This is a genomic window from Luteimonas sp. 9C (assembly GCF_902506295.1).
In the GTDB taxonomy this organism is placed as follows: domain Bacteria; phylum Pseudomonadota; class Gammaproteobacteria; order Xanthomonadales; family Xanthomonadaceae; genus Luteimonas.
On sequence record NZ_LR733312.1, the window covers coordinates 230,158 to 256,205 of the forward strand.

The following is a 26,048-nucleotide window of genomic DNA, read 5'->3' on the forward strand; positions in this document are numbered from 1 at the left end:
GGGCTCTACGTCGGAAGCTTCCCGCATGATCGAACAATCCGTTGACGCTGCGTCCAAGACGACGACGCTCCGCCGCGCTACCGTCGACGACGCGCAGACGCTGTCCACGCTGGCTGCGCGTACGTTCACCGAGACCTTCGGCCATCTTTATCCGCCGGCGGATCTCACGGCGTTCCTCGCCGATGCCTACGCGGTGGAGAAGCAGCGTGTGATCCTCGCGCATCCGGACTACGCGGTCTGGTTGCTGGAGCACGAGGGCGAGGCGATCGGCCACGCCGCGGCAGGTCCGTGTGGCCTGCCGCATGCCGATGTCGCCAGGGGCGACGGCGAACTCAAGCGGCTCTATCTCGTGCAGGGCCACCAGGGTGGCGGCAACGGCACGCGGATGATGGACGCCGCGATGGCCTGGCTGCTGCGAGATGGTCCGCGGACTCTGTGGGTCGGTGTGTGGTCGGAGAACCTCGGCGCGCAACGCTTCTATGCGCGTCACGGCTTCGAGCAGGTCGGCGACTACATCTTCCCCGTCGGCTCCATCAACGATCTGGAATTCATCCTGCGCCGTCCGGCGCAGCTTTGAACCGGGGCGCCGCGCGGGCGGCGCGTCGGCAGCGTGCATCCCATGAAAACGCCGGCCGCACGGGTGTGCGGCCGGCGATGCATGGATTGCAGCAAACGATTAGCGACGCAGGAAGGCGAGCAGGTCCTGGTTGAGCCGATCCTTGTGCGTGTCGGTGATGCCGTGCGGCGCACCGGGGTAGAGGATCACCTCGGCCTGCGCCACATGGCGCGGCACCAGCTGGGCCGACATCGCCGGCGGCACGATCTGGTCGTCGGCGCCGTGGATCACCAGCGTGGGCACGTCGAACTTCGCGAGGTCGGGACGGAAATCGGTGGCCGAGAACGCGGCGATCGAGTCGAACGTGTTCTTGTGGCCGGCCTGCATGCCCTGCACGTAGAAATTCTGCACCAGCCCCGCGTTGACGGTGGCGCCGGGCCGGTTGAAGCCGAAGAACGGGCCCAAGGCGATGTCGAGGTACTGCTGCGCCCGGTTCGCCTGCGCAGCCGCGCGGAAGCCATCGAACAGTTCGATCGGCGCGCCGTCGGGGTTGTCGTTCGTCTTCAGCATGAAGGGCGTGACCGCACCGACCAGCACCGCCTTCTTCACCCGGCCGGTGCCGTGGCGGCCGATGTAGCGTGCGACCTCGCCGCCGCCGGTGGAGAAGCCCACCAAAGTGACGTCGCGCAGGTCGAGCGCGCTGATCACCGCGGCGAGGTCGTCGGCGTAGTGGTCCATGTCGTTGCCGTCCCAGGGCTGGCTGGAGCGGCCGTGGCCGCGACGGTCGTGGGCGACGACGCGATAGCCCTGCCCGGCGAGGAACAGCATCTGCGATTCCCAGCTGTCCGAGCTCAGCGGCCAGCCGTGGCTGAAGGTCACGACCGGGCCGTCCTTCGGGCCCCAGTCCTTGACGTAGAGACGCACGCCGTCGGCGGTGACGACATAGGTGCCGTCGACCGTGGCGGCAGCGATCCGGGTGGGTTCGGCCGGCGGCGCGGCGTGCGCGGCGTGGAGGGCGGTGGCCAGCAGGCTGGCGGCGACGGTGCGGGTGAAAGCATTCATGGCGGATCCTCGTGTGTGGGATGGATTCGGAGCGGGACGGGTGCGGGTGGATCAGTCGGCGATCGACAGCGTCACGTCGATGTTTCCGCGCGTGGCGTTGGAGTAGGGGCAGACGATGTGGGCCTGCGCGACCAGGTCCTGCAGCACCTCGCGGTCGATGCCCGGCGCGTCGATACGCAGGGCGGCCTCGATGCCGAACCCGGTGGGGATCTGGCCGATGCCGACCGTGCCGGTGACGGTGGTGGCCGCCGGCAGCGCGACCTTCTGCCGGCCGGCGACGAACTTCAGCGCGCCGAGGAAACAGGCCGAGTAGCCTGCGGCGAACAGCTGCTCGGGATTGGTGCCGGGGCCGCCGGCGCCGCCGAGTTCGCGGGGCGTGGACAGGGCGATGTCGAGCACGCGGTCGGAGGACAGGGCGCGGCCGTCACGACCGCCGGTGGCGGTGGCGGAAGCGGTGTAGAGGCTCTTTTCGATGGACATGGCGGAACTCCTGGTAGATGGGCGGGGCTGCCCGGTGAGTTCACTTTGCGCGCCGACTGGGAACCTTAGGTGATATAAAGTCCTAAAAATTTGACCTGGAGTCCGAACTTGGCGGATCGTCTTGCGGCGCTGATGGCGCATTTCCCGATGAATGCCCGGGTGTTCAACGCCGGCGCGCTGTGCGGCATCAATGCGCTCGACAGCGACGGCGTCCATGGCCAGCTGCACCTGGTGCGCAGCGGCGCGGTGGAGGTGCACTACGGGAGCACAACGCTGTCGATCACCGGCCCTGGCCTGCTGCTGTTCCCGCGCCCCACCGCGCATCGCTTCGTGACCGATCCGGACCGCGGCGCGGACATGGTCTGCGCCCATCTCGGCTTCGAGGGCGGTGCGGACAATCCGGTCGCCGCCGCCCTGCCGGAGGTCGTGTGTCTGCCGCTCGACGAGATCGCCGGCGCGGCACCGGTGCTGGGGTTGCTGTTCGAGGAAGCCTTCGACCAGCGCTGCGGGCGCCTGGCCCTGATCGAACGCCTGTTCGAGGTGGTGATGATCCAGGTGCTGCGCCAGTTGATGGAGCGGGGCGAGGTGCAGGGCGGGCTGCTGTCCGGCCTGTCGCACCCGCGCGTGCGCAATGCGCTGGTCGCGATGCACGAGACGCCGGCAGGTGCGTGGACACTCGACGCGCTCGCGCAGGCCGCGGGCATGTCGCGCAGCGCATTCGCGACCACCTTCGTCGACAGGGTCGGCATGACCCCCGGGCAGTACCTGCAGGACTGGCGCGTGCGCCTCGCCAAGCAGGCGCTGCGCCGCGGTCGGCCGCTGAAACTGATCGCCGACGAGGTCGGCTACGGCAGTGAGGCCGCGCTGTCGCGCGCATTCAAGGCGCACAGCGGTATTTCACCGCGGGCCTGGCGGCAGACGCGTGCAGCGCGCGAGGCCGTCGCATGAGCGCGCCGACGCGGGTGCTGCTGCTGCACGGCATCTGGATGGTCGGCCTGACGATGCGCCGCTTCGCGCGCGGACTGGCCGAGGCCGGCTTCGAACCCGAGATCATCGGCTATCCGAGCATCGCGGGCGGGCCGGGTGCGGCGGGCGAGCGGCTAGCCGATGCCCTTGCACATGGCCCGGCCCACGTCGTCGGCCACAGTCTGGGCGGCCTGTCGGCGCTGCAGGCGGCACGCGCTGCGCCGGACCTGCCGGTGGGTCGCATCGTCTGCCTGGGCTCCCCGGTCTGCGGCAGCGGCGCGGCGCATGCGCTCTCCCGGGTGCCGATGTCGCATCTGTACTTCGGCCGCAGCGCCGAGCTCCTGCATGCCGGGTGCGTCGAATGGCCGGCGGGTCTCGAGGTCGGCATGGTGGCCGGCTGCGTGCCGCGTGGGCTGGGCGCGCTGCTGGCGCGGTTCGACGGGCCGCACGACGGCACGGTATCGGTGGAGGAAACCCGCGCGCCTGCGCTGGCGGACCACATCGTGGTCCAGGCCAGCCACAGCGGCCTGCTGCTGTCGGCCGACGCGGTGCGCCAGACCGTCGGATTCCTCCGCCACGGCCGCTTCGCGCACGCGCGGCCGCGGCATGCGGAGTAAAATCGCCGGCTTCCAACGCCAACAGACCTGACGACCCATGGGACGAGGACCTTCGATCGAGGCCCGCAAGAACGCGACCGACGCCAAGCGCGGCAAGATCTTCACCAAGATCATCCGCGAGATCGGCGTGGCGGCGCGTGCCGGCGGCGGGGATCCGTCGAACAATCCGCGCCTGCGCACGGCGATCGACAAGGGCATGGCCCAGAACATGACCAAGGACGTGGTCGAGCGCGCGATCAAGAAGGCGACCGGCGAGCTGGAAGGCGTCGAGTACGAAGAGATCCGCTACGAGGGTTACGCCCCGGGCGGCGTCGCCGTGATCGTCGACACGCTGACCGACAACCGCGTGCGCACCGTGGCCGAAGTCCGCCACGCGTTCGGCAAGTGCGGCGGCAACATGGGCACCGAGGGCTCGGTCGCCTTCATGTTCAAGCGGCTGGGCGTGCTGAGCTTCGAAGGCCTGGACGAGGATGCGGTCACCGAGGCCGCGATCGAGGCCGGCGCCGACGATGTGGTCGTGTATCCGGAAGACGGCGCGATCGAGGTGGTGACCAGTGCGGACGCGTTCGAAGCCGTGCGCGACGCCATGACCGCGGCCGGCATCGTCGCCGGCCACGCCGAAGTGACCTACCGCGCCGACAACGACATCGCCGTCGACGGCGAGACGGCCGAGCAGGTGCGCAAGATGCTCGACCTGCTCGAGGATCTCGACGACGTGCAGGCGGTCTACTCGAACGCGCAGTTCGAGGGCTGAAGACCCCCGTGACCCGCATTCTCGGCATCGACCCCGGCTCGCAGCGCACCGGGGTCGGCATCATCGACGTCGATGCTGCGGGCAAGGTCACGCACGTGTTCCACGCGCCGCTGGTGCTGGTGACCGCCGGCGAATTTCCCGCGCGCCTGCGGCGCCTGCTCGACGGGCTCACCGCGTTGATCGTCGAGCATCGGCCCGACGAGGTCGCGATCGAGAAGGTGTTCATGGCGCGCAATCCCGATTCCGCGCTCAAGCTCGGCCAGGCTCGCGGCGCGGCGATCGGCGCGGTCGTGCTGCGCGACCTGCCGGTCAGCGAATACGCGGCCACCGAGGTCAAGCTGGCGGTGGTGGGGCGGGGCAGCGCGGAGAAGGCGCAGATCCAGCACATGGTCGGCCTGATGCTGGGACTGTCCGGCAAGCTGCAGGCCGACGCCGCCGATGCACTGGCGGTCGCGATCACCCACGCGCACGTCAGCGCGACCGCGAAGCGGCTCGGCGTCGGCGTGCAGCAGGCCTGGGGGCGGAAGGGATGAGCGCCATCCGCGTCGCCCATCGCGCCGGCTGCTGCGGGCGCGTGCCTGCCGCGTGCACGCCGCGCGCGGTTCAACCCGCTTATTGCATCCGCCCGAGGAGGCACCGCCGATGATCGGAAGACTGCGTGGCACGTTGGCCCACAAGGCCCCGCCCTGGCTGGTGATCGACGTGGGCGGCGTCGGCTACGAACTCGAAGCGCCGATGAGCACGTTCTACGACCTGCCGGAGGTGGGGCGCGAGGTCGCGTTGTTCACGCACTACGCGCAGAAGGAAGACAGCGTCTCGCTGTACGGCTTCCTGCACGAGTCAGAACGGCGGCTGTTCCGTGACGTGCAGAAGGTCACCGGCATCGGCGTGAAGATCGCGCTGGCGGTGCTGTCGGGCGTCAGCGTGGATGCGTTCGCGCGTCTGGTGCAGACCGGCGATGTCGCCGCGTTGACCAAGATTCCCGGCATCGGCAAGAAGACCGCCGAGCGCATGGTGGTCGAACTGCGCGACCGCGCGGCCGACCTGGCCGGCGCGGGCGGTGCGATCGGCGGCGTCCAGGTGCCGGCCGATCCGATGTCGGAGGCGGTCGTGGCGCTGCAGCAGCTGGGCTACAAACCGGCCGACGCGGCGCGCATGGCGAAGGCGGCGGCGAGCGCCGGCGATCCGCCCGAACTCATCATCCGGAAAGCGCTACAGTCCGCGCTTCGCTGACACCCACCCCGCATCCGTCGGCAAGGTCGACCCACATGTCACACCCCAGCAGTCCGCCCGGCACGGGCCCGCGTCCCCATGGTTCGGGACACGCCCAGGTGGGTCTCGCCGGCCTGATCGCCGGCGCGATCGGTGTCGTCTTCGGCGACATCGGCACCAGCCCGCTGTACACCCTGCGCGAAGCGTTCTCGCCCCATTACGGGTTGATCGCCAATCACGACACCGTGCTGGGCGTGCTGTCGATGATCTTCTGGTCGCTGATGCTGGTGGTGACGCTCAAGTACGTCACGATCATCCTGCGCGCCGACAACGACGGCGAGGGCGGCATCATGGCGTTGATGGCGCTGGCCCAGCGCTGTCTGTCCAAGGGCGGCAAATCCGCGTATCTGGTCGGCATTCTCGGCGTGTTCGGCGCGTCGCTGTTCTTCAGTGACGGGGTGATCACCCCGGCGATTTCGGTGCTGTCGGCGGTCGAGGGCCTCGAGGTCGTCGCGCCCGGGCTGCACGACTGGATCATTCCCATCACCGTCGTGGTGCTGGCCATGCTGTTCGGCACCCAGCGCTACGGCACCGCCAAGGTCGGCCGCGTGTTCGGCCCGATCACGATGCTGTGGTTCCTCTCGCTCGCGGCGATGGGCGTGCTCAACATCCTCCACGAGCCGGAGGTGCTGAACGCCATCAATCCCCTGTGGGCGGGGCGGTTCTTCCTCGAACACAGCTGGGGCGGCGTCTTCATCCTCGGCGCCGTGGTGCTGGCCGTGACCGGCGGCGAGGCGATCTACACCGACATGGGCCACTTCGGCGCGCGGCCGATCCGCTACGCGTGGTACTTCTTCGTACTGCCGTCGCTGATGCTCAACTATCTCGGGCAGGGCGCGCTGGTGCTCGAAGACCCCGCGGCGATCCAGAACCCGTTCTACATCGGCGTACCGGAATGGGGTCGCTGGCCGATGATCGTGCTGGCGACCTGCGCGACCGTCATCGCGTCCCAGGCCGTGATCACCGGCGGGTTCTCGGTGGCGCGCCAAGCGATGCAGCTGGGCTACATCCCGCGCATGCACGTCCGCCACACCTCCAGCGACACCATCGGCCAGATCTACATTCCCGGCATCAACTGGACGATGGCGATCGTGGTCATCGCCCTGGTGCTGAGTTTCAAGACGTCCTCGGCGCTGGCCGCGGCCTACGGCATCTCGGTCTCGATGACGATGCTGATCGACACCCTGTTGCTGGTGGTCGTGGCGCGCGCGCTGTGGCCGCGCTGGCGCAAGTGGGTGCTGCCGCTGTGCGCGGTGTTCCTGCTGATCGACGTCGCCTTCGTCGTCGCCAACGGTGCCAAGGTGCTGCAGGGCGCCTGGTTCCCGCTGGTGCTCGGCATCACGCTGTTCACCCTGCTGCGCACCTGGCGCCGGGGCCGCCAGCTGCTGCACGCCGAAATCCAGAAGGACGGCATCCGTCTCGACACCTTCCTGCCGGGCCTGATGCTCGCGCCGCCGGTGCGTGTCCCCGGCACCGCGGTGTTCCTGACCAGCGACCGCGGCATCGTGCCGCATGCGCTGATGCACAACCTCAAGCACAACAAGGTGCTGCACGAGCGCAACGTGTTCCTCACCGTCGAAACCCTGACGCTGCCCTATGCCGCGCCGGACCGCCGTCTGAAGATGGAATCGATCGGCGACGACTTCTACCGCATCACCATCCGCTTCGGTTTCATGGAAACGCCGGATGTGCCGATGGCGCTGATGCGTTGCGGGGACATCGAGAACGGCATCGTCATCGATCCGATGGACACGACCTACTTCACCAGCCGCGAGACGGTGGTGGCGAGCCCGCATCGCGGCATGCCGGTGTGGCGCGACAAGCTGTTCGCCTTCATGCACCGCAACGCGGCGCCGGCGACGGTGTTCTTCCGGATTCCGGGCAACCGGCTTGTGGAGTTGGGGTCGCAGGTGCAGATCTGACCTGGCGCTGCGCGTCGCAGCGTTTTGCTTTCGCGCTTGCCGGCTTCCATGAGTCGCGACCCCGACAGCCCCTACGCTGACCCGTCGGCGCGTCGTGGCTACGGAAAATCCAAGGCGACAGCCCGCGTGTCTCTGCGATTGGTGGCAGCCGAGAGCAGGGTCTGAAGGCGACGCGAGCGGTAGTCGCAACAAGAGCGCGGCAGGGCAGGGCACGCGCCGACCCGATCTGGAACAGAGCACCCCACCGCCCGCGCTGGTGTTCCCACCCGGTCGCCCCAAGGTCGAGGGCATCCCCCAGGATGTTCGCCTCTCATGATCCCCTTCTCGATTCTCGATCTCGCCCCGGTCACCGAGGGCAGTACGCCGGCCGAATCCTTCGCCCGGTCGCTCGATCTCGCCCGCCACGGTGAAGCGCTCGGCTACGCGCGCTATTGGCTCGCCGAACACCACAACATGCCCGGCATCGCCAGCGCCGCGACGGCGGTGCTGATCGGGCACATCGCCGGCGGCACGTCGACGATCCGGGTGGGCTCGGGCGGGGTGATGCTGCCCAACCACGCGCCGCTGCAGGTGGCCGAGCAGTTCGGCACCCTGGCCTCGCTGTATCCGGGGCGCATCGATCTCGGTCTGGGGCGCGCTCCCGGCACCGACCAGCCCACGACGAAGGCGCTGCGTCGCTACTACGCCGGCGCGGATGCGTTTCCGTCCGATGTCATGGAACTGCTGCGCTATTTCGAGCCGGCGCAGCCCGGCCAGCCCGTGCAGGCCGTGCCCGGCGCAGGTCTCGACGTGCCGGTGTGGATCCTCGGCTCGAGCCTGTTCGGCGCGGGCCTCGCGGCGACGCTGGGCCTGCCGTATGCGTTCGCTTCGCACTTCGCACCTGCGGCGATGTCCGAAGCGCTGGCGCTCTACCACCGCGATTTCCGACCGTCGAAGCACCTGCGCCAGCCGCACGCGATGCTGGCGCTCAACGTCGTCGCGGCGGACACACGCGCCGAGGCGCAGCGTCTGTTCACCACGCAGCAGCAGAGTTTCGTGCGCCTGCGGCGGGGCACGCCCGGGTTGATCCCGCCACCGATCGACGACATCGAAGCGTTCTGGTCGCCGGCGGAGAAGGCGATGGTGGCCCAGTCGCTGGCGTGTTCGGTCATCGGCGATGCCGCCGACGTACGCGACGGCATTGCCGACTTCGTCGCCCGCAATCGTCCGGACGAGCTGCTGCTGACCGCCAACATCTTCGACCACGACGCCCGCAAGCACAGCTTCGCGCTGGCCGCGGACGCAATGCGGGCCTGACCGGCTCCCGTGTGGACGGCCGCTGGCGCGGGGGCCGTCCGCAGCGCGGCATCGCGCACGTGCGTGCAACCCCGCGTCCGCGCCGTGCGATCATGCCCGGATGACCGCAGACCGCATCATCGCCGCCGACGCCACCCGCGAGGACGACGCCGTCGAGGCGAGCATCCGGCCGCAGCGGCTGGATGATTACCTCGGCCAGGTGCCCGTCCGGGAACAGATGGCGATCTTCATCGAGGCGGCGAAGCAGCGGCGCGAGGCGCTCGATCACGTGTTGATCTTCGGGCCGCCGGGCCTGGGCAAGACCACGCTCAGCCACGTGATCGCCAACGAGCTCGGCGTCGCCTTGCGGGTGACTTCGGGGCCGGTGATCGAGAAGGCCGGTGATCTCGCCGCGCTGCTGACCAACCTGCAGCCGCACGATGTGCTGTTCATCGACGAAATCCATCGCCTGTCGCCGGTGGTGGAGGAAGTGCTGTATCCGGCGATGGAGGACTTCCAGCTCGACATCATGATCGGCGAGGGCCCCGCGGCGCGTTCGATCAAGATCGATCTGCCGCCCTTCACCCTGATCGGCGCGACCACGCGCGCGGGCCTGCTGACCGCGCCGTTGCGCGACCGCTTCGGCATCGTGCAGCGCCTGGAGTTCTACAGCACCGAGGAACTGACGCGGATCGTGCGCCGCTCGGCGCAGATCCTCGGCCTGTCCTGCGAAGGCGACGGCGCGGCCGAGATCGCCCGGCGTTCGCGCGGCACGCCGCGCATCGCCAACCGTCTGCTGCGCCGGGTGCGCGACTACGCGCAGGTCCGCGCCGGCGGGCGCATCGATCGCGACGTCGCGATCGCCGCGATGCAGATGCTGAAGGTCGATCCGGAAGGTTTCGACGAGCTCGATCGGCGCCTGCTGCATCTGATCATCGAGAATTTCGACGGCGGTCCGGTCGGCGTCGAGTCGATGGCGGCCGCCCTCAGCGAGGAACGCGGCACCCTGGAAGATGTCATCGAGCCCTATCTGATCCAGCAGGGCTATCTCGTGCGCACCGCGCGCGGCCGCATGGCGACCACCAAGGCCTGGCGTCATCTGGGCCTGGAGCCGCGCCGCGATGCCACCGCGACCCCCGGCCACCTGTTCTGATGGCCTGCGAGGCACGGCGTTGACCGAAATGTCTGCATCCGCGACCGGCGCTACGGGTCTATTCAGTTGGCCGACACGCGTCTATTGGGAAGATACCGACGCGGGTGGCGTGGTCTACCACGCGCAGTACGTGGCGTTTCTGGAACGCGCGCGCAGCGAGTGGTTGCGGGCACACGGCTACGGACAGCAGTCGTTGCTCGATGCACACGGCACGGTATTCGCGGTCCGTGCGATGCGCATCGACTTCCGCGGCCCTGCGCGGCTCGACGATGCGCTGGAGGTCAGCGTGGTGCTCCAGCAGTGCCGTCGCGCGAGCGCGGTGTTCGTGCAGGAGGTGCGCCGCGATGGCGTTCTGCTGCTCGATGCCGAGGTGCGCGTCGCAGCGTTGTCGGCATCCGATTTCAGGCCGCGTGCGATTCCCGACGCGCTCTATACACAACTCAAGTCACTCGAAACGTCAGCGGAGTAATCCTGGATGAGTCCCATGCCCGTGCTGTTGCAGTCCGCCGCTCAGGTGCAGGCCTTGCCTGAAGAGGCCGCCGCCGGCGCGACCGAGCTCGCGAACACCGGCGCCGCCGCGGCTGCCAGCGCGCCGCTCCCCAACGATCTCAGCATCCTCGAGCTGATCCTCCATGCGTCGATTCCGGTGCAGCTGGTGATGCTGCTGCTGCTGTTCGCGTCGGTGTCGTCGTGGGTGATCATCTTCCGCAAGAAGCGCCTGCTCGACCGCGCCGAGAAGGAAGCCGACCGTTTCGAGGAGCGGTTCTGGTCCGGTGCCGAGATCAGCAAACTCTACGCGTCCGCGACCGAACGCAACCGTGAGATCGAGGGCCTGGAGGCCATCTTCGAAGCGGGCTACCGCGAGTATTCGCGCCAGCGGCAGCGCCGCGGCGTCGACGCGCGCACGCATCTCGAAGGCGCGCAGCGCGGCATGCGTGTCGCCGGCGCGCGAGAACTCGATGGGCTTGAGAGCAATCTCGAGTACCTCGCCAACGTCGGTTCGATCGCGCCCTACGTCGGTCTGCTGGGCACCGTGTGGGGCATCATGATTTCGTTCCACGGCCTGGCGAGCGTCAAGGAAGCGACCATCGCCACCGTCGCGCCCGGCATCTCCGAAGCGCTGATCGCCACCGCGATGGGCCTGTTCGCCGCGATTCCGGCGGTGTGGGCCTACAACCGCTTCGCGACCAAGGTCGAGCGGGTCGCGACACGGTTCGAAGCCTTCTCCGACGAGTTCTCCTCGATTCTCGAGCGCCAGACCGGCGTCGAGTGATTCCCGTCCGACGCGCGCGCGCGCCGGTTCGTACGCGCTCGACCGTCCCCGCACCCGGATTCCGCCATGTCGTCGATCTCCCTTCGCCGTTCCAAGCGGCGCAAGCTCAAGAACGAAATCAACGTCGTGCCCTACATCGACGTGATGCTGGTGCTGCTGATCATCTTCATGGTCACCACGCCGCTGATGAATCTGGGCACCGACATCAACCTGCCGGACTCCCGTGCGATGTCGCTCGGCTCGCCGCAGGATCCGGTCGTGGTCAGCGTCTATCCCGACGGCCAGCTCGCGCTGATGGTCGAGCAGCAGAACACCTCGGTCTCGCGTGAGGATCTGGTCGCGCGTCTGCGCGGCATCCACACCCAGAACCCGGACGCGACCATCCTCGTCAGTGGCGATGGCGCGGCCAGCTACCAGCGGATCATGAACGCCATCGACCTCATCAACGAGGCCGGCATCACCAAGGTCAGCTTGATCAGCCGTCCGGCGGAAAGCGCGAACTGAGATGCGCGAGTCGCGTTCCGACAATGTGGTGGCGATCGGACTGTCGATCCTGGTCCATGTGCTGCTGTTCGGCCTGATCATCCTCGGCGCGCTGTGGAGCGCGTCGTCGCGGCCCGAATCGGCGATGGGCTCACCGGTGTCGGCCGACCTGATCGACCCCAACGCGCTGAGCGCCGCCGACCAGCGCGCATTGGCCGACCGCCCCGACCCGCTGCCCGATCCCGAACCTGCGCCCGAGGCGGTGCCGGACCCGGTGCCCACGCCCGTTCCCGACCCGGTGCCCGAGCCGGTCGAGGCGCCCGCGTCCGCGCCGCCGCAGCCGTTGCCCGAACCGCGCCCCGAAGACGCGGTCGAGCCGCGCCAGCCGCAGCTGCAGGAAGTCGTGCCCGAGCCCGATACCGTGTCCCAGGCCGCCGTGCGCCGCGACGCGCTGGCCGCCGAGCAGCGCGAGAAGGAGCAGGAAGAGAAGCGTCGCCAGGCGCAGATCGAGCTCGCCGAGCAGCAGAAGCAGCAGGAGGCCGAGGAGAAGCGCCGCCTTGCGCGCCAGGAACTCGAGAAGCTGCGCGCCGAACGCGAGAAGACCCAGCGCGAAGCGCAGCTCGCCGAGCAGCGCCTGAAACAGATCGCCGAGCGCAACGCGCAGCAGACATCCGCGCAGCGCGCCGCTGCGTCCGCCGCCAGCCCGCCGCCGGGTCGTCCCGATGGCGACAGCGGTCTGGCTGCGAAGTATGCCGCCGCGATCCAGGAGGCCGTGCGTCGCAACTGGCGTCGTCCGGACAATGTGCAGGTCGGCCAGCGCTGCCGCCTCTACATCACCCAGTTGCCGGGGGGCGAGGTCATGAACGTCGAGTTCGACGCGTCCTGCCCCTATGACGCGCAGGGCCGCCGTTCCGTCGAAGCGGCGGTGCGCGCGGCGGAGCCGTTGCCGTACGCGGGCTTCGAGTCCGTGTTCAACCGCCGGCTCAATTTCACGTTCACGGCGCAGGACTGACGCCGGCGCGTCGCGCCGGTTTCGCTCCGGCGCATGCACGTTGCAGCGTGGGCCGGCCACACTGTGCGTACGACGCGCCGATGCAAGCCGCGCGTCGCGTGCGGTTTCACCGTCACGTTCACCTGCGCAGGGTGATGATTGCGCTGGTATTCATCCTGTCCCCCGGTCCAGCGGCCAAGCTGCCCGGGTTCACTCTCTCCAAACCGGTAAGCCGATGAAACCCATTCTGATCCGTTGCCTGTTGGCTCTGTTCGCGCTCGGTCTGCCCATGCTCGCCAGCGCGCAGCAGCAGGGCCTCGAGATCGACATCACCGGCGGCAGCGCCCAGGCGATGCCGATCGCCGTCGTGCCGATGCCCTATCAGGGCAGCGGCGCCGCGCCCGATACCGATGTCGCCGCCGTCGTGCGCGCCGACCTCGACCGCTCCGGCCAGTTCCGCACGCTGCCCGAGCGCGACATCGTCGAGCGCCCGACCCGCGGCAGCGAAGTCCAGTACCCGACCTGGCGCGCGCTGCGCCAGGATTTTCTTGTGGTGGGCCGGGTCGTCGACGCAGGCGGCGGCAGCTACCGGGTCGAGTACGAGCTGTTCGACGTCGCCAAGCAGGAGCGCGTGCTCGGCCTGGCGATGACGGCCCGTCCGAATGCGATGCGTGACGTCGCCCACCAGATGGCCGACGCGATCTACGAGAAGATCACCGGCGTGCGCGGCGCGTTCTGGACCCGGATCGCCTACATCACCCAGTCCGGCGTCGGCCCAAGCGCGCGGTATGCGCTGATCGTCGCCGACTCCGACGGCCACAACCCGCAGACGGTCGTGCGCTCCAACGAACCGCTGATGTCGCCGAGCTGGAGCCCGGACGGCCGCCGCGTCGCCTACGTCAGCTTCGAGAGCGGCAATTCGGCGATCTACATCCAGGACATCACCAGCGGCGGTCGCGAGCTGGTCTCGAGCTTCCGCGGCATCAACGGCGCCCCGACCTTCTCGCCCGATGGCCGCCGTCTGGCGCTTTCGCTCTCGCGCAGCGGCAACCCCGAGATCTACGTGATGGACCTCGGCAGCAAGTCGCTGACCCAGGTCACCAACCACTTCGCCATCGACACCTCGCCCTCGTGGGCGGCTGACGGCGGCAGTCTCTACTTCATCTCCGACCGCGGCGGACGGCCGCAGGTCTACCAGGCGCCGGTGTCGGGTGGCAGTGCCACGCGCGTGACTTTCGAGGGCAGCTACAACGCCGACCCCTCGGTCTCCTTCGATGGCAAGAAAATCGTCGTGGCGCAAGGTTCGGGCAACGTGTACCGTATTGCACTGCTGGATCGCAGCCTGGGGTCGCCCCGCTGGTCCACGCTGTCGCCCGGGTCGCTCGACGAATCGCCGAGTTTCGCCCCGAACGCCGGCATGGTCCTGTACGCGGCGCGTGAGGGGCGCAGGGGTGTGTTGTATGCGGTGTCTTCGGACGGCCGTGTGCGTCAGCGCCTCGTCCTCGCCGATGGCGATGTGCGCGAGCCGGCATGGGGTCCGTACCGGGAACAGCGCTGACGCTGCCTGCACGTCCCGTTTAATAACAATTGCCCTGTTGCCATAGAAACCCAAGGATCGACGAGATGAAGACGACCACCCGTTTGATGCTGGCCGCGATGCTCTGCACCGCCGCTGTCGCATGTTCCAAGAAGGTCAAGGAAGAGGCACCGGTCGATACCGGTCCGTCGACCGGCACCGTTGCGCCGACCGGCCCCACCGCGGGCGCCTACACCCCGGCCGACCTCGACAGCGACGCTTGCCTGCGTCAGCGCGTCGTCTACTTCGATCTGGATCAGGACAACCTGCGTCCCGAATTCCAGGCCGTGATGGCCTGCCATGCCAAGTATCTGCGTGACCGCAGCGCTTCGCGTATCTCGCTGGAAGGCCACGCCGACGAGCGCGGCAGCCGCGAGTACAACCAGGGCCTGGGCGAGCGTCGTGGCAATGGTGTGTCCTCGGCGCTGCAGGCCAACGGCGGTTCGGCTGCCCAGCTGGCGGTCGTCAGCTACGGCGAAGAGCGTCCGGTCTGCAATGACTCGAACGAAGATTGCTGGGCCCGCAATCGTCGCGTCGAGATCATCTACACCGCCCGCTGATGCGTTCGATGCGTCATTGGCTGGTACTTCCAGTCGCGTTCGCGGCGACCCTCTTGGTCGCCGCGCCCGCCTGGGCGCAACGGGCGAGCCTCGCGGACCGCGTGGCCTCGCTCGAAGCGCGCGCCGGGGATACCAGCGCCAACATGCAGATGCTCAACCAGGTCGACCAGCTGCGTCGCGAGATGCAGGCGCTGCGGTCGCAGGTCGAGGAACTGCAGCAACAGAACGAGCAACTCAAGTCCAGCAACCGCAGCCAGTACCTCGACATCGACGGCCGGCTCAACAGGCTCGAAGGCGGGCAGGGCGGTGGCGGTGGACTGGAGCTGCCCGATCCCACCGGCGCCGCAACGCCGGCACCTGCGGCAGGCGCGAATGCGCAGGCCGCGCGTGACGCGGCGATGGATGTGCCGGCGGCTGCGCCGCAGGCCGCTCCCGCGGACGAACGCGCCGCGTACGAGCAGGCCTTCGATGCATTGAAGAACGCCCGCTACGACGAATCCGCCACGCTGTTCCAGGGCTTCCTGCAGCAGCATCCGCAGGGCAGTTATGCGCCGAACGCGCTGTACTGGCTCGGCGAAAGTTATTACGTCACCCAGAATTACGCATTGGCGCAGGAACAGTTCCTGTCGCTGCTGCAGCGTTATCCGCAGAGCGACAAGGCCCCGGGCGCGATGCTCAAGGTCGGCCTGTCGCAGTACGGTCTGAAAGACCTCGACGGCGCGGAAACGACGCTGGCCGATGTCGGCAAGCAGTATCCGGGCACCGATGCGGCGCGTACCGCCGCCGACCGGCTCCGCGCGATCCAGCTCTCGCGTCTGCGCTGACCCATGACCGACGTCGCGCCCGATGCGGTCGCCGCATCCGCGGCCGACCGGCTCAAGCTCACCGAAGTCTTCCTGTCGCTGCAGGGCGAGGCCCGCGATGCGGGCTGGCCGACGGTGTTCGTACGCCTGACCGGCTGCCCGCTGCGCTGTACGTACTGCGACACCGCGTATGCGTTCCACGGCGGCGACTGGTGGACGGTCGACGACATCCTCGTTGAAGTGGCGAAACACGGCGTCCGGCACGTCTGCGTGACCGGTGGCGAGCCGTTGGCGCAGAAGCGCTGCATCGGTCTGCTGCGTCGCCTGTGCGATGCCGGTTACCAGGTGTCGCTGGAAACATCGGGCGCACTCGACATCGGCGACGTCGATCCGCGCGTGAGTCGCGTACTGGACATCAAGACGCCGGCCTCCAACGAAGCGCATCGCAATCGCTGGGAGAATCTTCCCTTGCTCACCGCGCACGACCAGATCAAGTTCGTCGTGTGCTCCCGAGCCGACTACGAGTGGGCGCGCGACGTCGTGCTGACCAAGGGCCTGCCGCACCGCTGCGACGTGCTGTTCTCGCCGAGCAAGGGCGAGATCACCGGCCGCGAACTGGCCGACTGGATCGTCGCAGACCGCCTGCCGGTGAAGTTCCAGATGCAGCTGCACAAGCTGCTGTGGGACGACGCGCCGGGGCGCTGAGCCGCGCGTCTGACCGAAAGCCGCGCTAGCCTGTCACGCGACATCCGAATTCCGTTCCCCATCCAGATTCCCCCATGAGAAAAGCCGTCGTCCTGTTGTCCGGAGGCATGGACTCCGCCGCCGTCATCGCCATCGCCCAGGAACAGGGCTTCGATGTGCATGCGCTGAGCGTGCGCTACGGCCAGCGGCATACCTCCGAACTCGATGCCGCCGCGCGCGTCGCCGCCGCGATGGGCGTCACCGTGCACAAGACCGTCGACGTCGATCTGCGCAGCATCGGCGGCTCGGCACTGACCGACGACATCGACGTGCCCGACGCGGGCGGAGACGGCATTCCGGTGACCTACGTGCCGGCGCGCAACACCATCATGCTGTCGCTGGCGCTCGGCTGGGCCGAAGTGCTGGGCGCGGCGGACATCTTCTGCGGCGTCAATGCCGTCGACTATTCCGGCTACCCCGATTGCCGGCCGGAATTCGTCGACGCGTTCGAGCGGCTGGCCAACCTGGCGACCAAGGCGGGCGTCGAAGGCGCGGGCATCCGCGTCCACGCGCCGCTGCAGCGCATGGGCAAGGGCGACATCGTGCGCGAGGGCGTGCGCCTGGGCGTGGACTTCGGTTTGACGGTGTCCTGCTACAACGCCGACGCGCAAGGGCTGGCCTGTGGTCACTGCGATGCGTGCCGCCTGCGCGCCGACGGATTCCACGCCGCAGGCGTGCCCGATCCGACGCACTACGCGCCTGCGACGGTCTGAGACCGACGCGCCTTCCACATTGCGCTAGAATGCGCCCCCTGCGCCGGCCTTCGTCGTCGGCGACTGTCTTTCCGGGTCGTTAGCTCAGTCGGTAGAGCATCGGACTTTTAATCCGCTGGTCGATGGTTCGAATCCATCACGACCCACCATTCTCCGGACCTGCATCCGCGTTGGCGCCCGCCCATCGCGGCAAAGCCGCGCCTGTCCGATCTACCGGGCCGACGCGTAAGCGTTGTGGATCCAGGGGCGCTGCCGCGCGCCCGTACACGGCGCTGCGCTCTTGAAAAGGCGTCCATGCCGATGCGCGGGCACGCGGAGCGGCGCAGGCGCGAATCGTTTGGCGATTCTGGCGAGCGCACTCGCGGCGCGGGACGCTCAGAGCGCCTGCCGGGTGAACTCCGCGTTGAGCGCGAACACGAAGCGGCCGACCTCGGGCGTGATGCATGCATTGAAGGTGGCGGGATCGGCGCAGCGCGCATCGGCCTGTTCGGCGTGCCGACGCGCATCGGCCGCGGCGAGGATGGCGCGCGCGCGGGCGTAGCAGCGTGCGGCCGGAGAGCCCTCGCGCAGCGGTCCGTGTTTGGCCATGCAATAGGTCATCGCGCTGCCCAGGCCGGCGGCGCTCATCGCATAGATCGACTGGGGCGCCGCCTGCGCGCGCGGTGGCGCCTGGGCGAACACGGGCTGGAAGGACGAGGCGGCGAGAAAGGCCGCTGCGAGCATCGAGTAGTTCATGGCGACGTTATAGCAGCCCTGCACGCGCGGTCCGCGCTGGTCGATTCCGGCGGCGGCTGCCGAATGTGACCGGATCGGTCAGATTTTGCCCCGCCCAAAAGTAGGGCTCTGCCGCCGGTCCAGACAATGAACCGCACCGTTCCGCTGTGATGGAGTTGGCATTAAAGATGCTTAGTGGGTCGTGCATCCACATTTATTGCCAAGTCAGTCACGTTTCCGGCTTGGTCGACACGCGCGATCAGAGGAGAGCATTGATGAACAGGATTTTCCGCCGGGTCTGGAATTCGACCCTGATGCAGTGGGTGGTGGCTTCCGAACTGGCCTCGGGACATCGTCCCGCCGGCATGTCGTCCACGCTGTCCCGACTGGTAGGCGGCGCCCGGAACCCTGCGCTGCCGATCTCGGCCCTGTGCATCGCGCTCTTCAGCGCGCCGCTGGCCGCGCAGGAGTTCACCGTGACCGATGGCACCAACGATGCCGCCATCGGTCCTGACGGCACGGTGACCTTCACCGGTGATCCCAACATCCGCGTGACCCAGACCGGCACCGACGACGATGCCGTCATCGAAATCCAGCTGGCACGCGATATCGACGTCGACACGGTCACGGCCGGCGCAACGCGCATCGATACAAACGGCGTCGCCATCGGCACCGACGTCAGGCTCGGCGCCAATGGACTGACCCTGGGCGCCGGTGCACCCAGCATCACCACGGCCGGAATCCAGGCGGGAAATCGCGTGATCTCGGGCGTCGCGGCAGGCAGCGCCGCCGACCATGCGGTCAATCTCTCGCAGTTGCAGGCCGTGCAGGCGCAGGCCGGTGCAGGCTGGAACGTCGCGGTCGGCGCGACTACCTACAACATCGGGCCCAACGGCCAGGTCACGTTCTCCGGCGATCCCAATCTGGGTGTCGCGCTGACCGGCAACGATGATGCGGCAGGCGTCGCGCTCACCCTGAATCGCAATCTCAACGTGGACACCGTCACCACGGGCGCAACCGTGACGTCCACGGCAGGTGTCGCGGTCGGCGGCGCGGTGCGGCTGGCGTCGACCGGTCTGACCATCACCGGTGGTCCGAGCGTGACCACCGCCGGCATCAACGCGGGCGGCGCGCGCATCACCAACGTCGCCGACGGTGCAGTGAACGCCGTCAGTTCCGATGCGGTGACCGGCCGGCAGATCTTCGGCCTCTTCATCGAAGAAGGTGCAGGCGGCGTGCGTTACTTCCGTGCGCGCTCGGCGGAAGCGGATTCCCAGGCGCTCGGCGACGAGTCGGTCGCCATCGGCCCGCGTTCGGTCGCGGGCGGCGACAGCAGCCTGGCGTCCGGCGATGGCGCCGTCACCACCGACGGTGCGACGGCTGCGATCGCGATCGGTCAGGGCGCTGTCGTCGGCACGGCGTCTGCCACGGCGCCGGACGGCGCGGGTGGCGTCGCGATCGGCCGCGCTGCATCCGCGGCGGGCAACCGCACCATCGCCCTCGGCGACGGCGCAAGCGTGACATCCGAATTCGTCGCCGACGCGCTGGCCATCGGCACCGGTGCCAGCGTGTCCGGCGCGCAGAGCAACCAGGCGACCGCGATCGGTTTCCGGGCAACGGCCAATGCAGGCAACGCGACCGCGCTCGGTGCGCTGGCGGCCGCGAACGGCGGCGGCAGCATCGCCATCGGCCAGGCCACGGCGAACGGCGGCAACGCGTTCGCCGCCGGCAGCGGCGCGCAGGCCATTTCGCCCAACGGCATCGCACTCGGCACCGGGGCCGGCGTCGGCACCGGCGGTACGGAGGCAGGCGACCGCACATCGCACATCGCCATCGGTACCGGCGCAGGCACGAACGTGGTCGGCAACCAGACGACGGCGATCGGCTTCCAGGCGGGCACGGGCGTGCTGGGCGACCAGAACATCGCGATCGGCAGCCAGGCCGGCACGGCCGTGGAGGGCGATTTCAACATCGCGATCGGCTATCGCGCCAACCAGGGCGCGGGTGCCGTGGACCGCGGCACCGCGATCGGCGCGCTCGCGTCGGCATCCAGCGATTCGGCCGCGTTCGGCTACAACGCACGCACCACCGGCGTGAGCGCGGTGGCGATCGGCACCGAGGCTTCAGCCGCGGGCCAGGGCGTAGCTCTGGGTCGCAGCGCGTTCGCCGAAGGCGGCAGCGCGGCGATCGGCTTCAATTCGCGTGCACTCGCCACTGATGCGGTGGGCACGAGCTTCCTCACCGGCAACACCTTCGGCGACGGCACCGTGGTCTCGGTCGGCAGCAGCGCGTCCAATCTGCAGCGCCGCATCGTCAACGTGGCCGACGGCGCGCAGGGCTTCGACGCGGTGAACGTCAACCAGCTGCGCGCGGCGCAGACCGCGACGGCGAACCTGGTCGGCGGCAACATTACCGTTGGGCCGGACGGCAACTACACCGGTTATGTCATCGAACTGGCGGACAGCTCGGGCGGCACACAGCGGTACAGCACGGTTGCCGAGGCGATCCGGGCGGTCTCGAGTGGCGCGGTCAGCGTGGCGCCCGGCAATGCGGTGATCCGCAACGCGGACGGCACCATCACGACGGCCGCCGCGGTCCTCGGCGACCAGGCCGTCAATCTCGGACAGCTCAACGCCGCGATCGACGCGAATGCCTCGCGCTACGTGAGCATCAACTCGACCGATCCGGCCAATCGCGACAACTCTGGCGCCTCGGGCGTCGACGCGATGGCGATCGGTCCGCAGGCCGATGCGGATGGTGCGGGCGGCCTGTCGGTCGGCTATCGCGCGCGCTCGGTCGGCGATGCCGCCAGCGCGATCGGCAACAACGTCGCGGCGCTCGGCGATCGCTCCACCGCGATCGGCAGCGCGAGCCAGGCCTATGACGACGGCACCGTTGCGATCGGCGACCGGGCGGTGGCCAACGGCCTGAACTCCGTCGTGATCGGCACCAACGCGCAGGCGGACCGCAAGTCGCCGAACGAAACGGTCGACAACGCCGTCGTGATCGGTACCGATGCGGAAGTGACCGCCGACAACGGCATCGCCGTCGGCAACAGCGCACTCGCCTCCGAGCGCAATGCGATGGCGCAGGGCTTCGATGCCCACGCCGTTGCGGAGAGCGCGGTCGCCACCGGCACCCGCGCGCGCGCCAGCGCCCTCAATGCGCAGGCCAGCGGCACGGATTCGGCGGCGTCGGGTGTCAATTCGATCGCGTCGGGCACCAACAGCCGCGGCTTGGCCGCCAACGGCGTGGCGATCGGTACCGCCGCGGTGTCGGGCTTCGCGCCGCAGCCGGGTGAGGAAGGCCTCAACATCAACACCATCGCGATCGGCAATGGCGCGCAGGCGGTGTACCAGGATGCGACTGCGATCGGCCGTGCGTCACGTGCATCGCAGACGGCGTCCACCGCCGTCGGCGATGCCGCCAGCGCGAGCGAGGAAGCGGCACTGGCCCTCGGCCGCAACGCGAACGCCAGCGGCGTGTCGTCGATCGCCCAGGGCGATGGTGCGGTCGCGAGTGCAGAGGCTGCGCAGGCACAGGGCCGGGGTGCGAACGCCAGCGGTGTGTCGTCGATCGCCCAGGGCGATGGCGCGATCGCGAGCGCAGAGGCTGCGCAAGCACAGGGCCGCGGTGCGAACGCCAGCGGCATCTCGTCGATCGCACAGGGCGACCGTGCGCAGGCGTCGGCCACGGGCGCGACTGCGTCGGGTCGTGGCGCGCAGGCCACGCAGGCGTCGGCCTCCGCGCTCGGCGACGATGCGCGCGCGACGGGCGTCAATGCGATCGCGGCCGGTCACGCGTCGCGTGCATCGGGCGATTCGTCCGCTGCCTTCGGCAACGATGCCCAGGCCACGCTGGCGAACACGCTCGCGCTGGGCGCTGCGTCACGGGCGACTGCGCTTGGCGCCACGGCCGTCGGCCAGGACGCCCAAGCCACGGCCATCGGCGCACTGGCGCTCGGTCAGGGCAGCCGCGCCAGCAATCCCGGCTCGGTCGCACTGGGTCGCAATGCAGTGACCGCAGCCGCGGTTCCCACATCCGGTGCGACGATCGACAACGTCACCTATAGCTACGCCGGTACGACGCCGGTGGCCACGGTCAGCGTGGGCACAGGAACCGACAAGCGGACGATCACCAACGTCGCCGCGGGCCGGGTGTCGGGTACGAGTACCGACGCGATCAATGGCAGCCAGCTGTTCGCGACCAACCAGGCCGTCGGTGCACTGGGCACCAACCTCGACTCGCTGGGCAGCAGCACTGCGGCCGCGCTGGGGGGCACCTCCGCCTACAGCCCGACGACGCATCTGGTCACCGCTGGACTGGCGGTCGACGGCACGTCGTACACCAACGTGCAGGACGCGCTGACCCGCGTGAACACCACGGCGAACGCGGGGTGGAACGTCGGGGTGAACGGCTCGACCACGCGAGCGAATGTCGCGCCGCGTGGCAACGTCGATTTCAGCAATACCGACAACAACATCCAGATTGCGCGGACCGGCACCAATCTGGTGTTCAACCTCGCCGACGAGATCCAGGTCGACCGGCTCACCGCAGGCGACACGGTCATCGATACGACCGGCGTGGCGGTGGGGAACACGGTGAAGCTGGGTGACACCGGCCTGGTGATCGCGGGCGGCCCCAGCATCACGGCCGGCGGTATCGATGCGGGCGGGCAGAAGATCACCAACGTCGCGGCCGGGACCGATCCGACAGACGCCGTCAACTTCAGCCAGCTGTCCAACTCCATCAACGCCAGCACGACGCGCTACTTCAGCGTCAACGACAACGGGGTGGCGGGCGGCAATTTCGGAAACGACGGTGCGACCGGTCTCAATGCCGTCGCCATCGGTGTCGACAGCACGGCGGCCGGTGAAGGCGGCTACGCCGCCGGTACAGCCGCGGAGGCGGGCGGACAGAGCGCCGTCGCCGTTGGCAACGGCGCGCGTGCGCTGGAAGCCAGCGCGATCGCAGTGGGTCGGGACGCCATCGCCAATGCGGCCTTCAGCATCGCCCAGGGCCAGCGCGCGACGGCCTCGGGCACCGGTGCGATCGCCATGGGCGTCAACGCGACCGCGAACGGGGTCCACAGCCTCGCACTCGGCTCCAATACCCAGGCGCTGCACAACAACAGCGTCGCGCTGGGTGCCGGCTCGGTGACGGCGGTCGCGGTGGGTACGACCGGCGTCACCCTCAACGGTACCGACTATCTGTTCGCGGGCGTGACGCCGACCAGCACGATCAGCGTCGGCAGCGTCGGCGTCGAGCGCACGGTCACCAATGTCGCTGCGGGCCGCATCAGCGCGAGCAGCACGGATGCGATCAACGGCTCGCAGCTGCATGCCACCAACACCGCGCTTGATGAAGTGGCCGAGGTCGCGAACGCAGGCTGGAACGTGACTGCCGAGGGCGCCAACGGCAGCAATGTCGGCGTCAACAGCCCGACCGGCAATACGGTCGATTTCAACAACGCCGACGGCAACATCGTGGTGTCGAAGACCGGCACCCGCAACGACGTCACCTTCGATCTGGCGGACGACATCGAGGTGGACAGCCTGACGGCCGGCAACACGGTGGTCGATACGAGGGGCCTGGCGACCAACGACGGTGCCGGCAACAGCACGGTGGTGGGCGCGGGCACGATCGCAGTGACCGATGCGAACGGCACGACCTCGATCAACGGCAACACGGTGTCGGTGGGCGGCGCGAATCCGCTCGTCATTAGCGGCGATGCCGGCACGATCGGGGGCCTGACGAACCAGACCATCGACGCGCCCGGCTTCGCCGACGGCAGCGGCCGCGCGGCGACCGAAGAGCAGCTCGATCTGGTGAACCAGACCGCCAACGCCGGCTGGAACGTCACCGATGCGGCGGGCAACACGGCCAATATCGGTCCGAACGGACAGGTGACCTTCACCGGTGATGCGAATCTGGGTGTCGCGCAGACGGGTGTGGACGACGCGGGTGTCGTCGCGATCACGCTCAACCGGAGCCTCGATCTCGACAGCGTGACGACCGGCGACGCGGTGCTCGATAGCAACGGACTCGCGGTCGACGACGGTGCCGGCAACAGCACGGTGGTGGGCGCGGGCACGATCGCGGTGACCGACGCCGGTGGCACGACCTCGATCACCGGCAACACGGTGTCGGTGGGCGGCGCGAATCCGCTCGTCATCAGCGGCGATGCCGGCACGATCGGCGGTCTGACGAACCGGACCATCGATGCGCCCGGCTTCGCCGACGGCAGCGGCCGCGCGGCGACCGAAGAGCAGCTCCAGTTGGTGAACCAGACGGCGAACGCCGGCTGGAACGTCACCGCGCAAGGGCAGAACGGCAGCAACGTGGCCGTCAACAGCACGACCGGCAACAACGTCGACCTCAACAACACCGACGGCAATATCGTCGTCACGAAGTCGACGACCAGCAACGACGTCACTTTCGATCTGGCCGACGATCTGGCGGTCGAAAGCCTGACCGCGGGCGACACCGTCATCGACACCACGGGCGTGGCGATCGGCACCGACGTGAAGCTGGGCGACACCGGCCTGACGATCGTCGGCGGTCCGAGCGTGACGCTCGCCGGCATCGATGCGGGCGGCTCGGTCATCACCAACGTCGCGGCCGGCAGCGCGCCGACCGATGCCGTCAACGTGAGCCAGCTCACCGACACCGTCGAGACCAACCGCACCAAGTACTACAGCGTGAACTCCTCCGGCGGCGGCAACTTCGACAATGACGGCGCCACCGGCGACGACGCGATCGCCGCCGGCAAGGACGCGACCGCGGACGGCGACGAGGCCGTTGCGCTGGGTCTCGCCAGTGCCGCGGTCGGTGATGGCGGCATCGCGATCGGCGCGCGTGCGCAGGCGCTGTCGCTCAACAGCCTGGCGATCGGTGCGGGCGCGGTGAGCAGCCACGCCAACAGCATCGCGCTGGGCGCGGGTTCGGCGACCACCGTGGGTGCGCAGACGGGTTACCAGGGCGCGTTCGTCGGCAACAGCGATTCCACCGGCGAGCTCAACGTCGGCGGCCGTCAGGTGACGGGCGTCGCGGCGGGCTCGGCGGCGACCGATGCGGTCAACGTCAGCCAGCTGCAGGGCGGCGTGGATTACGCGATCAACGAGGCGAACAGCTACACCGACGGCCAGATCGCCGGGGTCAACAACCGGATCGACGTGATCGACGGCCGCGTGACGGCGATCGAAGGCGACATCATCGACATCCAAGGGGACATCACCGACATCCAGGGCGACATCGTCGACATCCGCGGCGACATCACCGATCTCGACGATCGCGTGACCAGCGTGGAAGGCGTGGTCGTGGAAGTGGGCGGTCGTCTCGACAACCTGGAAACCGGCGCGAGCGGTCCGTTCCAGATCAGCCAGGGCGAGGCCTACGTCGCGCCGGCGCCGACCGGGCAGAACGCGACGGCCGGCGGCAACGGTGCGGTGGCCAGCGGCAACAACAGCGTGGCGCTGGGCAACCAGAGCCAGGCGACGGGCGCCGGCAGCACGGCGGTCGGCCAGGGCGCGAAGGCGACGGCCACCAACAGCACCGCGCTGGGCCAGGGCGCGACGGCGAGCCACGGCAACAGCGTGGCGCTGGGTGCGGGTTCGGCGACCACCGTGGGCGCGCAGAGCAACTACAACGCCGCCTACGTCGGCAACAGCACCTCGACGGGTGAAGTCAACGTCGGCGGCCGCACGATCACGGGCCTCGCGCCCGGCATCGCAGGCACCGATGCGGTCAACGTCAACCAGCTCAACGGCGGCGTCAACCAGGCGATCAATGTGGCCAACCAGTACACGGACGGCCGCATCTCCCAGATCCAGGACGACATGTGGACCATCGAACGCGGCTATCGCGGCGCAACCTCGTCGGCGATGGCGATGGCGGGTCTGCCGCAGGCCTATCTGCCGGGCAAGAGCATGCTGGCGGTCGGCGTGGGCGGCTACCAGAGCGAGTACGGCATGGCCGTCGGACTGTCGGGCATCACCGAGAACGGGCGCTACGTCTACCGGGCACAGGCCAGCGGCAACACCGCGCGGGACTGGGGCTTCTCGGTGGGTGCGGGCATCCAGTGGTGACCGTCGGGCCCGGCCGTGCGCCGGGCCCGTGTTCGATCGACGCGATC

Annotated in this window: 22 protein-coding genes and 1 tRNA gene; 20 read left to right on the top strand and 3 right to left on the bottom strand. The window is 68.9% G+C overall.

Annotated elements, in window-relative coordinates; all coding sequences use genetic code 11:
• Window positions 1-25: 25 nt before the first annotated feature.
• On the top strand, window positions 26-577 hold the full coding sequence (locus CURTO8I2_RS01025) for a GNAT family N-acetyltransferase (RefSeq protein ID WP_159677932.1): 552 nt from the start codon (window positions 26-28) through the stop codon (window positions 575-577).
• Window positions 578-676: 99 nt separating this feature from the next.
• Here CURTO8I2_RS01025 and CURTO8I2_RS01030 read toward each other — a convergent pair whose 3' ends face one another.
• Window positions 677-1,618, bottom strand: a complete 942-nt coding sequence (locus CURTO8I2_RS01030; RefSeq protein ID WP_159677934.1) for an alpha/beta hydrolase — start codon at window positions 1,616-1,618, stop codon at window positions 677-679.
• A 51-nt stretch (window positions 1,619-1,669) separates the two neighbouring features.
• Window positions 1,670-2,098 carry an organic hydroperoxide resistance protein gene (locus CURTO8I2_RS01035; protein WP_159677936.1) on the bottom strand — a complete coding sequence of 143 codons (429 nt, stop codon included), beginning with the start codon at window positions 2,096-2,098 and terminating at the stop codon, window positions 1,670-1,672.
• Between the two features lie 108 nt (window positions 2,099-2,206).
• On the opposite strand from CURTO8I2_RS01035, the gene CURTO8I2_RS01040 reads away from it, so the two are divergent.
• From CURTO8I2_RS01040 to CURTO8I2_RS01125, 18 genes are all read left to right on the top strand, one after another.
• Window positions 2,207-3,046 carry an AraC family transcriptional regulator gene (locus tag CURTO8I2_RS01040; RefSeq protein ID WP_159677938.1) on the top strand — a complete coding sequence of 280 codons (840 nt, stop codon included), beginning with the start codon at window positions 2,207-2,209 and terminating at the stop codon, window positions 3,044-3,046.
• Entirely contained in the window at window positions 3,043-3,681 is a 639-nt protein-coding gene (locus CURTO8I2_RS01045) for an alpha/beta hydrolase (protein WP_159677940.1), read from the top strand. Before CURTO8I2_RS01040 ends, CURTO8I2_RS01045 begins: the two co-directional genes overlap by 4 nt.
• Window positions 3,682-3,718: 37 nt before the next feature.
• Window positions 3,719-4,435: a YebC/PmpR family DNA-binding transcriptional regulator gene (locus CURTO8I2_RS01050; protein WP_159677941.1), complete on the top strand. Its 717-nt coding sequence runs from the start codon at window positions 3,719-3,721 to the stop codon at window positions 4,433-4,435.
• 8 nt (window positions 4,436-4,443) lie between these two features.
• Window positions 4,444-4,968, top strand: coding sequence for a crossover junction endodeoxyribonuclease RuvC (gene ruvC, locus CURTO8I2_RS01055; RefSeq protein WP_159677942.1), 525 nt, complete (start codon window positions 4,444-4,446; stop codon window positions 4,966-4,968).
• A gap of 109 nt (window positions 4,969-5,077) precedes the next feature.
• Window positions 5,078-5,668 (top strand): Holliday junction branch migration protein RuvA, encoded by a 591-nt coding sequence (gene ruvA, locus CURTO8I2_RS01060; protein WP_159677944.1) that lies wholly within the window; start codon window positions 5,078-5,080, stop codon window positions 5,666-5,668.
• Window positions 5,669-5,766: 98 nt separating this feature from the next.
• On the top strand, window positions 5,767-7,629 hold the full coding sequence (locus tag CURTO8I2_RS01065) for a potassium transporter Kup (RefSeq protein ID WP_343161354.1): 1,863 nt from the start codon (window positions 5,767-5,769) through the stop codon (window positions 7,627-7,629).
• A gap of 312 nt (window positions 7,630-7,941) precedes the next feature.
• A complete protein-coding gene (locus CURTO8I2_RS01070; protein ID WP_159677947.1) occupies window positions 7,942-8,925 on the top strand; it encodes an LLM class flavin-dependent oxidoreductase in 984 nt (327 codons plus the stop codon).
• Between the two features lie 100 nt (window positions 8,926-9,025).
• On the top strand, window positions 9,026-10,057 hold the full coding sequence (gene ruvB / locus CURTO8I2_RS01075; RefSeq protein ID WP_159677949.1) for a Holliday junction branch migration DNA helicase RuvB: 1,032 nt from the start codon (window positions 9,026-9,028) through the stop codon (window positions 10,055-10,057).
• A 28-nt stretch (window positions 10,058-10,085) separates the two neighbouring features.
• Window positions 10,086-10,526 (top strand): tol-pal system-associated acyl-CoA thioesterase, encoded by a 441-nt coding sequence (ybgC, locus tag CURTO8I2_RS01080; protein ID WP_159677950.1) that lies wholly within the window; start codon window positions 10,086-10,088, stop codon window positions 10,524-10,526.
• A gap of 6 nt (window positions 10,527-10,532) precedes the next feature.
• Window positions 10,533-11,330: a protein TolQ gene (gene tolQ, locus CURTO8I2_RS01085; protein ID WP_343161344.1), complete on the top strand. Its 798-nt coding sequence runs from the start codon at window positions 10,533-10,535 to the stop codon at window positions 11,328-11,330.
• Between the two features lie 66 nt (window positions 11,331-11,396).
• Window positions 11,397-11,834: a biopolymer transporter ExbD gene (locus CURTO8I2_RS01090; RefSeq protein ID WP_159677951.1), complete on the top strand. Its 438-nt coding sequence runs from the start codon at window positions 11,397-11,399 to the stop codon at window positions 11,832-11,834.
• A gap of 1 nt (window position 11,835) precedes the next feature.
• A complete protein-coding gene (locus CURTO8I2_RS01095) occupies window positions 11,836-12,825 on the top strand; it encodes a cell envelope integrity protein TolA (protein ID WP_159677953.1) in 990 nt (329 codons plus the stop codon).
• 214 nt (window positions 12,826-13,039) lie between these two features.
• Entirely contained in the window at window positions 13,040-14,362 is a 1,323-nt protein-coding gene (gene tolB, locus CURTO8I2_RS01100; protein ID WP_159677954.1) for a Tol-Pal system beta propeller repeat protein TolB, read from the top strand.
• Window positions 14,363-14,427: 65 nt separating this feature from the next.
• Window positions 14,428-14,940: a peptidoglycan-associated lipoprotein Pal gene (pal, locus tag CURTO8I2_RS01105; RefSeq protein ID WP_159677956.1), complete on the top strand. Its 513-nt coding sequence runs from the start codon at window positions 14,428-14,430 to the stop codon at window positions 14,938-14,940.
• 8 nt (window positions 14,941-14,948) lie between these two features.
• A complete protein-coding gene (gene ybgF / locus CURTO8I2_RS01110) occupies window positions 14,949-15,764 on the top strand; it encodes a tol-pal system protein YbgF (RefSeq protein ID WP_159681491.1) in 816 nt (271 codons plus the stop codon).
• 3 nt (window positions 15,765-15,767) lie between these two features.
• Window positions 15,768-16,448, top strand: a complete 681-nt coding sequence (gene queE, locus CURTO8I2_RS01115; protein WP_159677957.1) for a 7-carboxy-7-deazaguanine synthase QueE — start codon at window positions 15,768-15,770, stop codon at window positions 16,446-16,448.
• A gap of 74 nt (window positions 16,449-16,522) precedes the next feature.
• A complete protein-coding gene (queC, locus tag CURTO8I2_RS01120) occupies window positions 16,523-17,200 on the top strand; it encodes a 7-cyano-7-deazaguanine synthase QueC (protein WP_159677959.1) in 678 nt (225 codons plus the stop codon).
• A gap of 73 nt (window positions 17,201-17,273) precedes the next feature.
• Window positions 17,274-17,349: transfer RNA gene (locus CURTO8I2_RS01125), tRNA-Lys, on the top strand.
• Between the two features lie 226 nt (window positions 17,350-17,575).
• Here the strand turns inward: CURTO8I2_RS01125 and CURTO8I2_RS01130 are convergent.
• The gene (locus CURTO8I2_RS01130; protein ID WP_159677960.1) at window positions 17,576-17,935 is read right to left on the bottom strand and encodes a hypothetical protein; all 360 of its coding nucleotides are present in this window, start codon (window positions 17,933-17,935) and stop codon (window positions 17,576-17,578) included.
• Between the two features lie 254 nt (window positions 17,936-18,189).
• Between CURTO8I2_RS01130 and CURTO8I2_RS01135 the strand changes: the two genes are divergently transcribed.
• Window positions 18,190-26,001 (top strand): YadA-like family protein, encoded by a 7,812-nt coding sequence (locus CURTO8I2_RS01135; RefSeq protein WP_159677962.1) that lies wholly within the window; start codon window positions 18,190-18,192, stop codon window positions 25,999-26,001.
• Window positions 26,002-26,048: the final 47 nt, after the last annotated feature.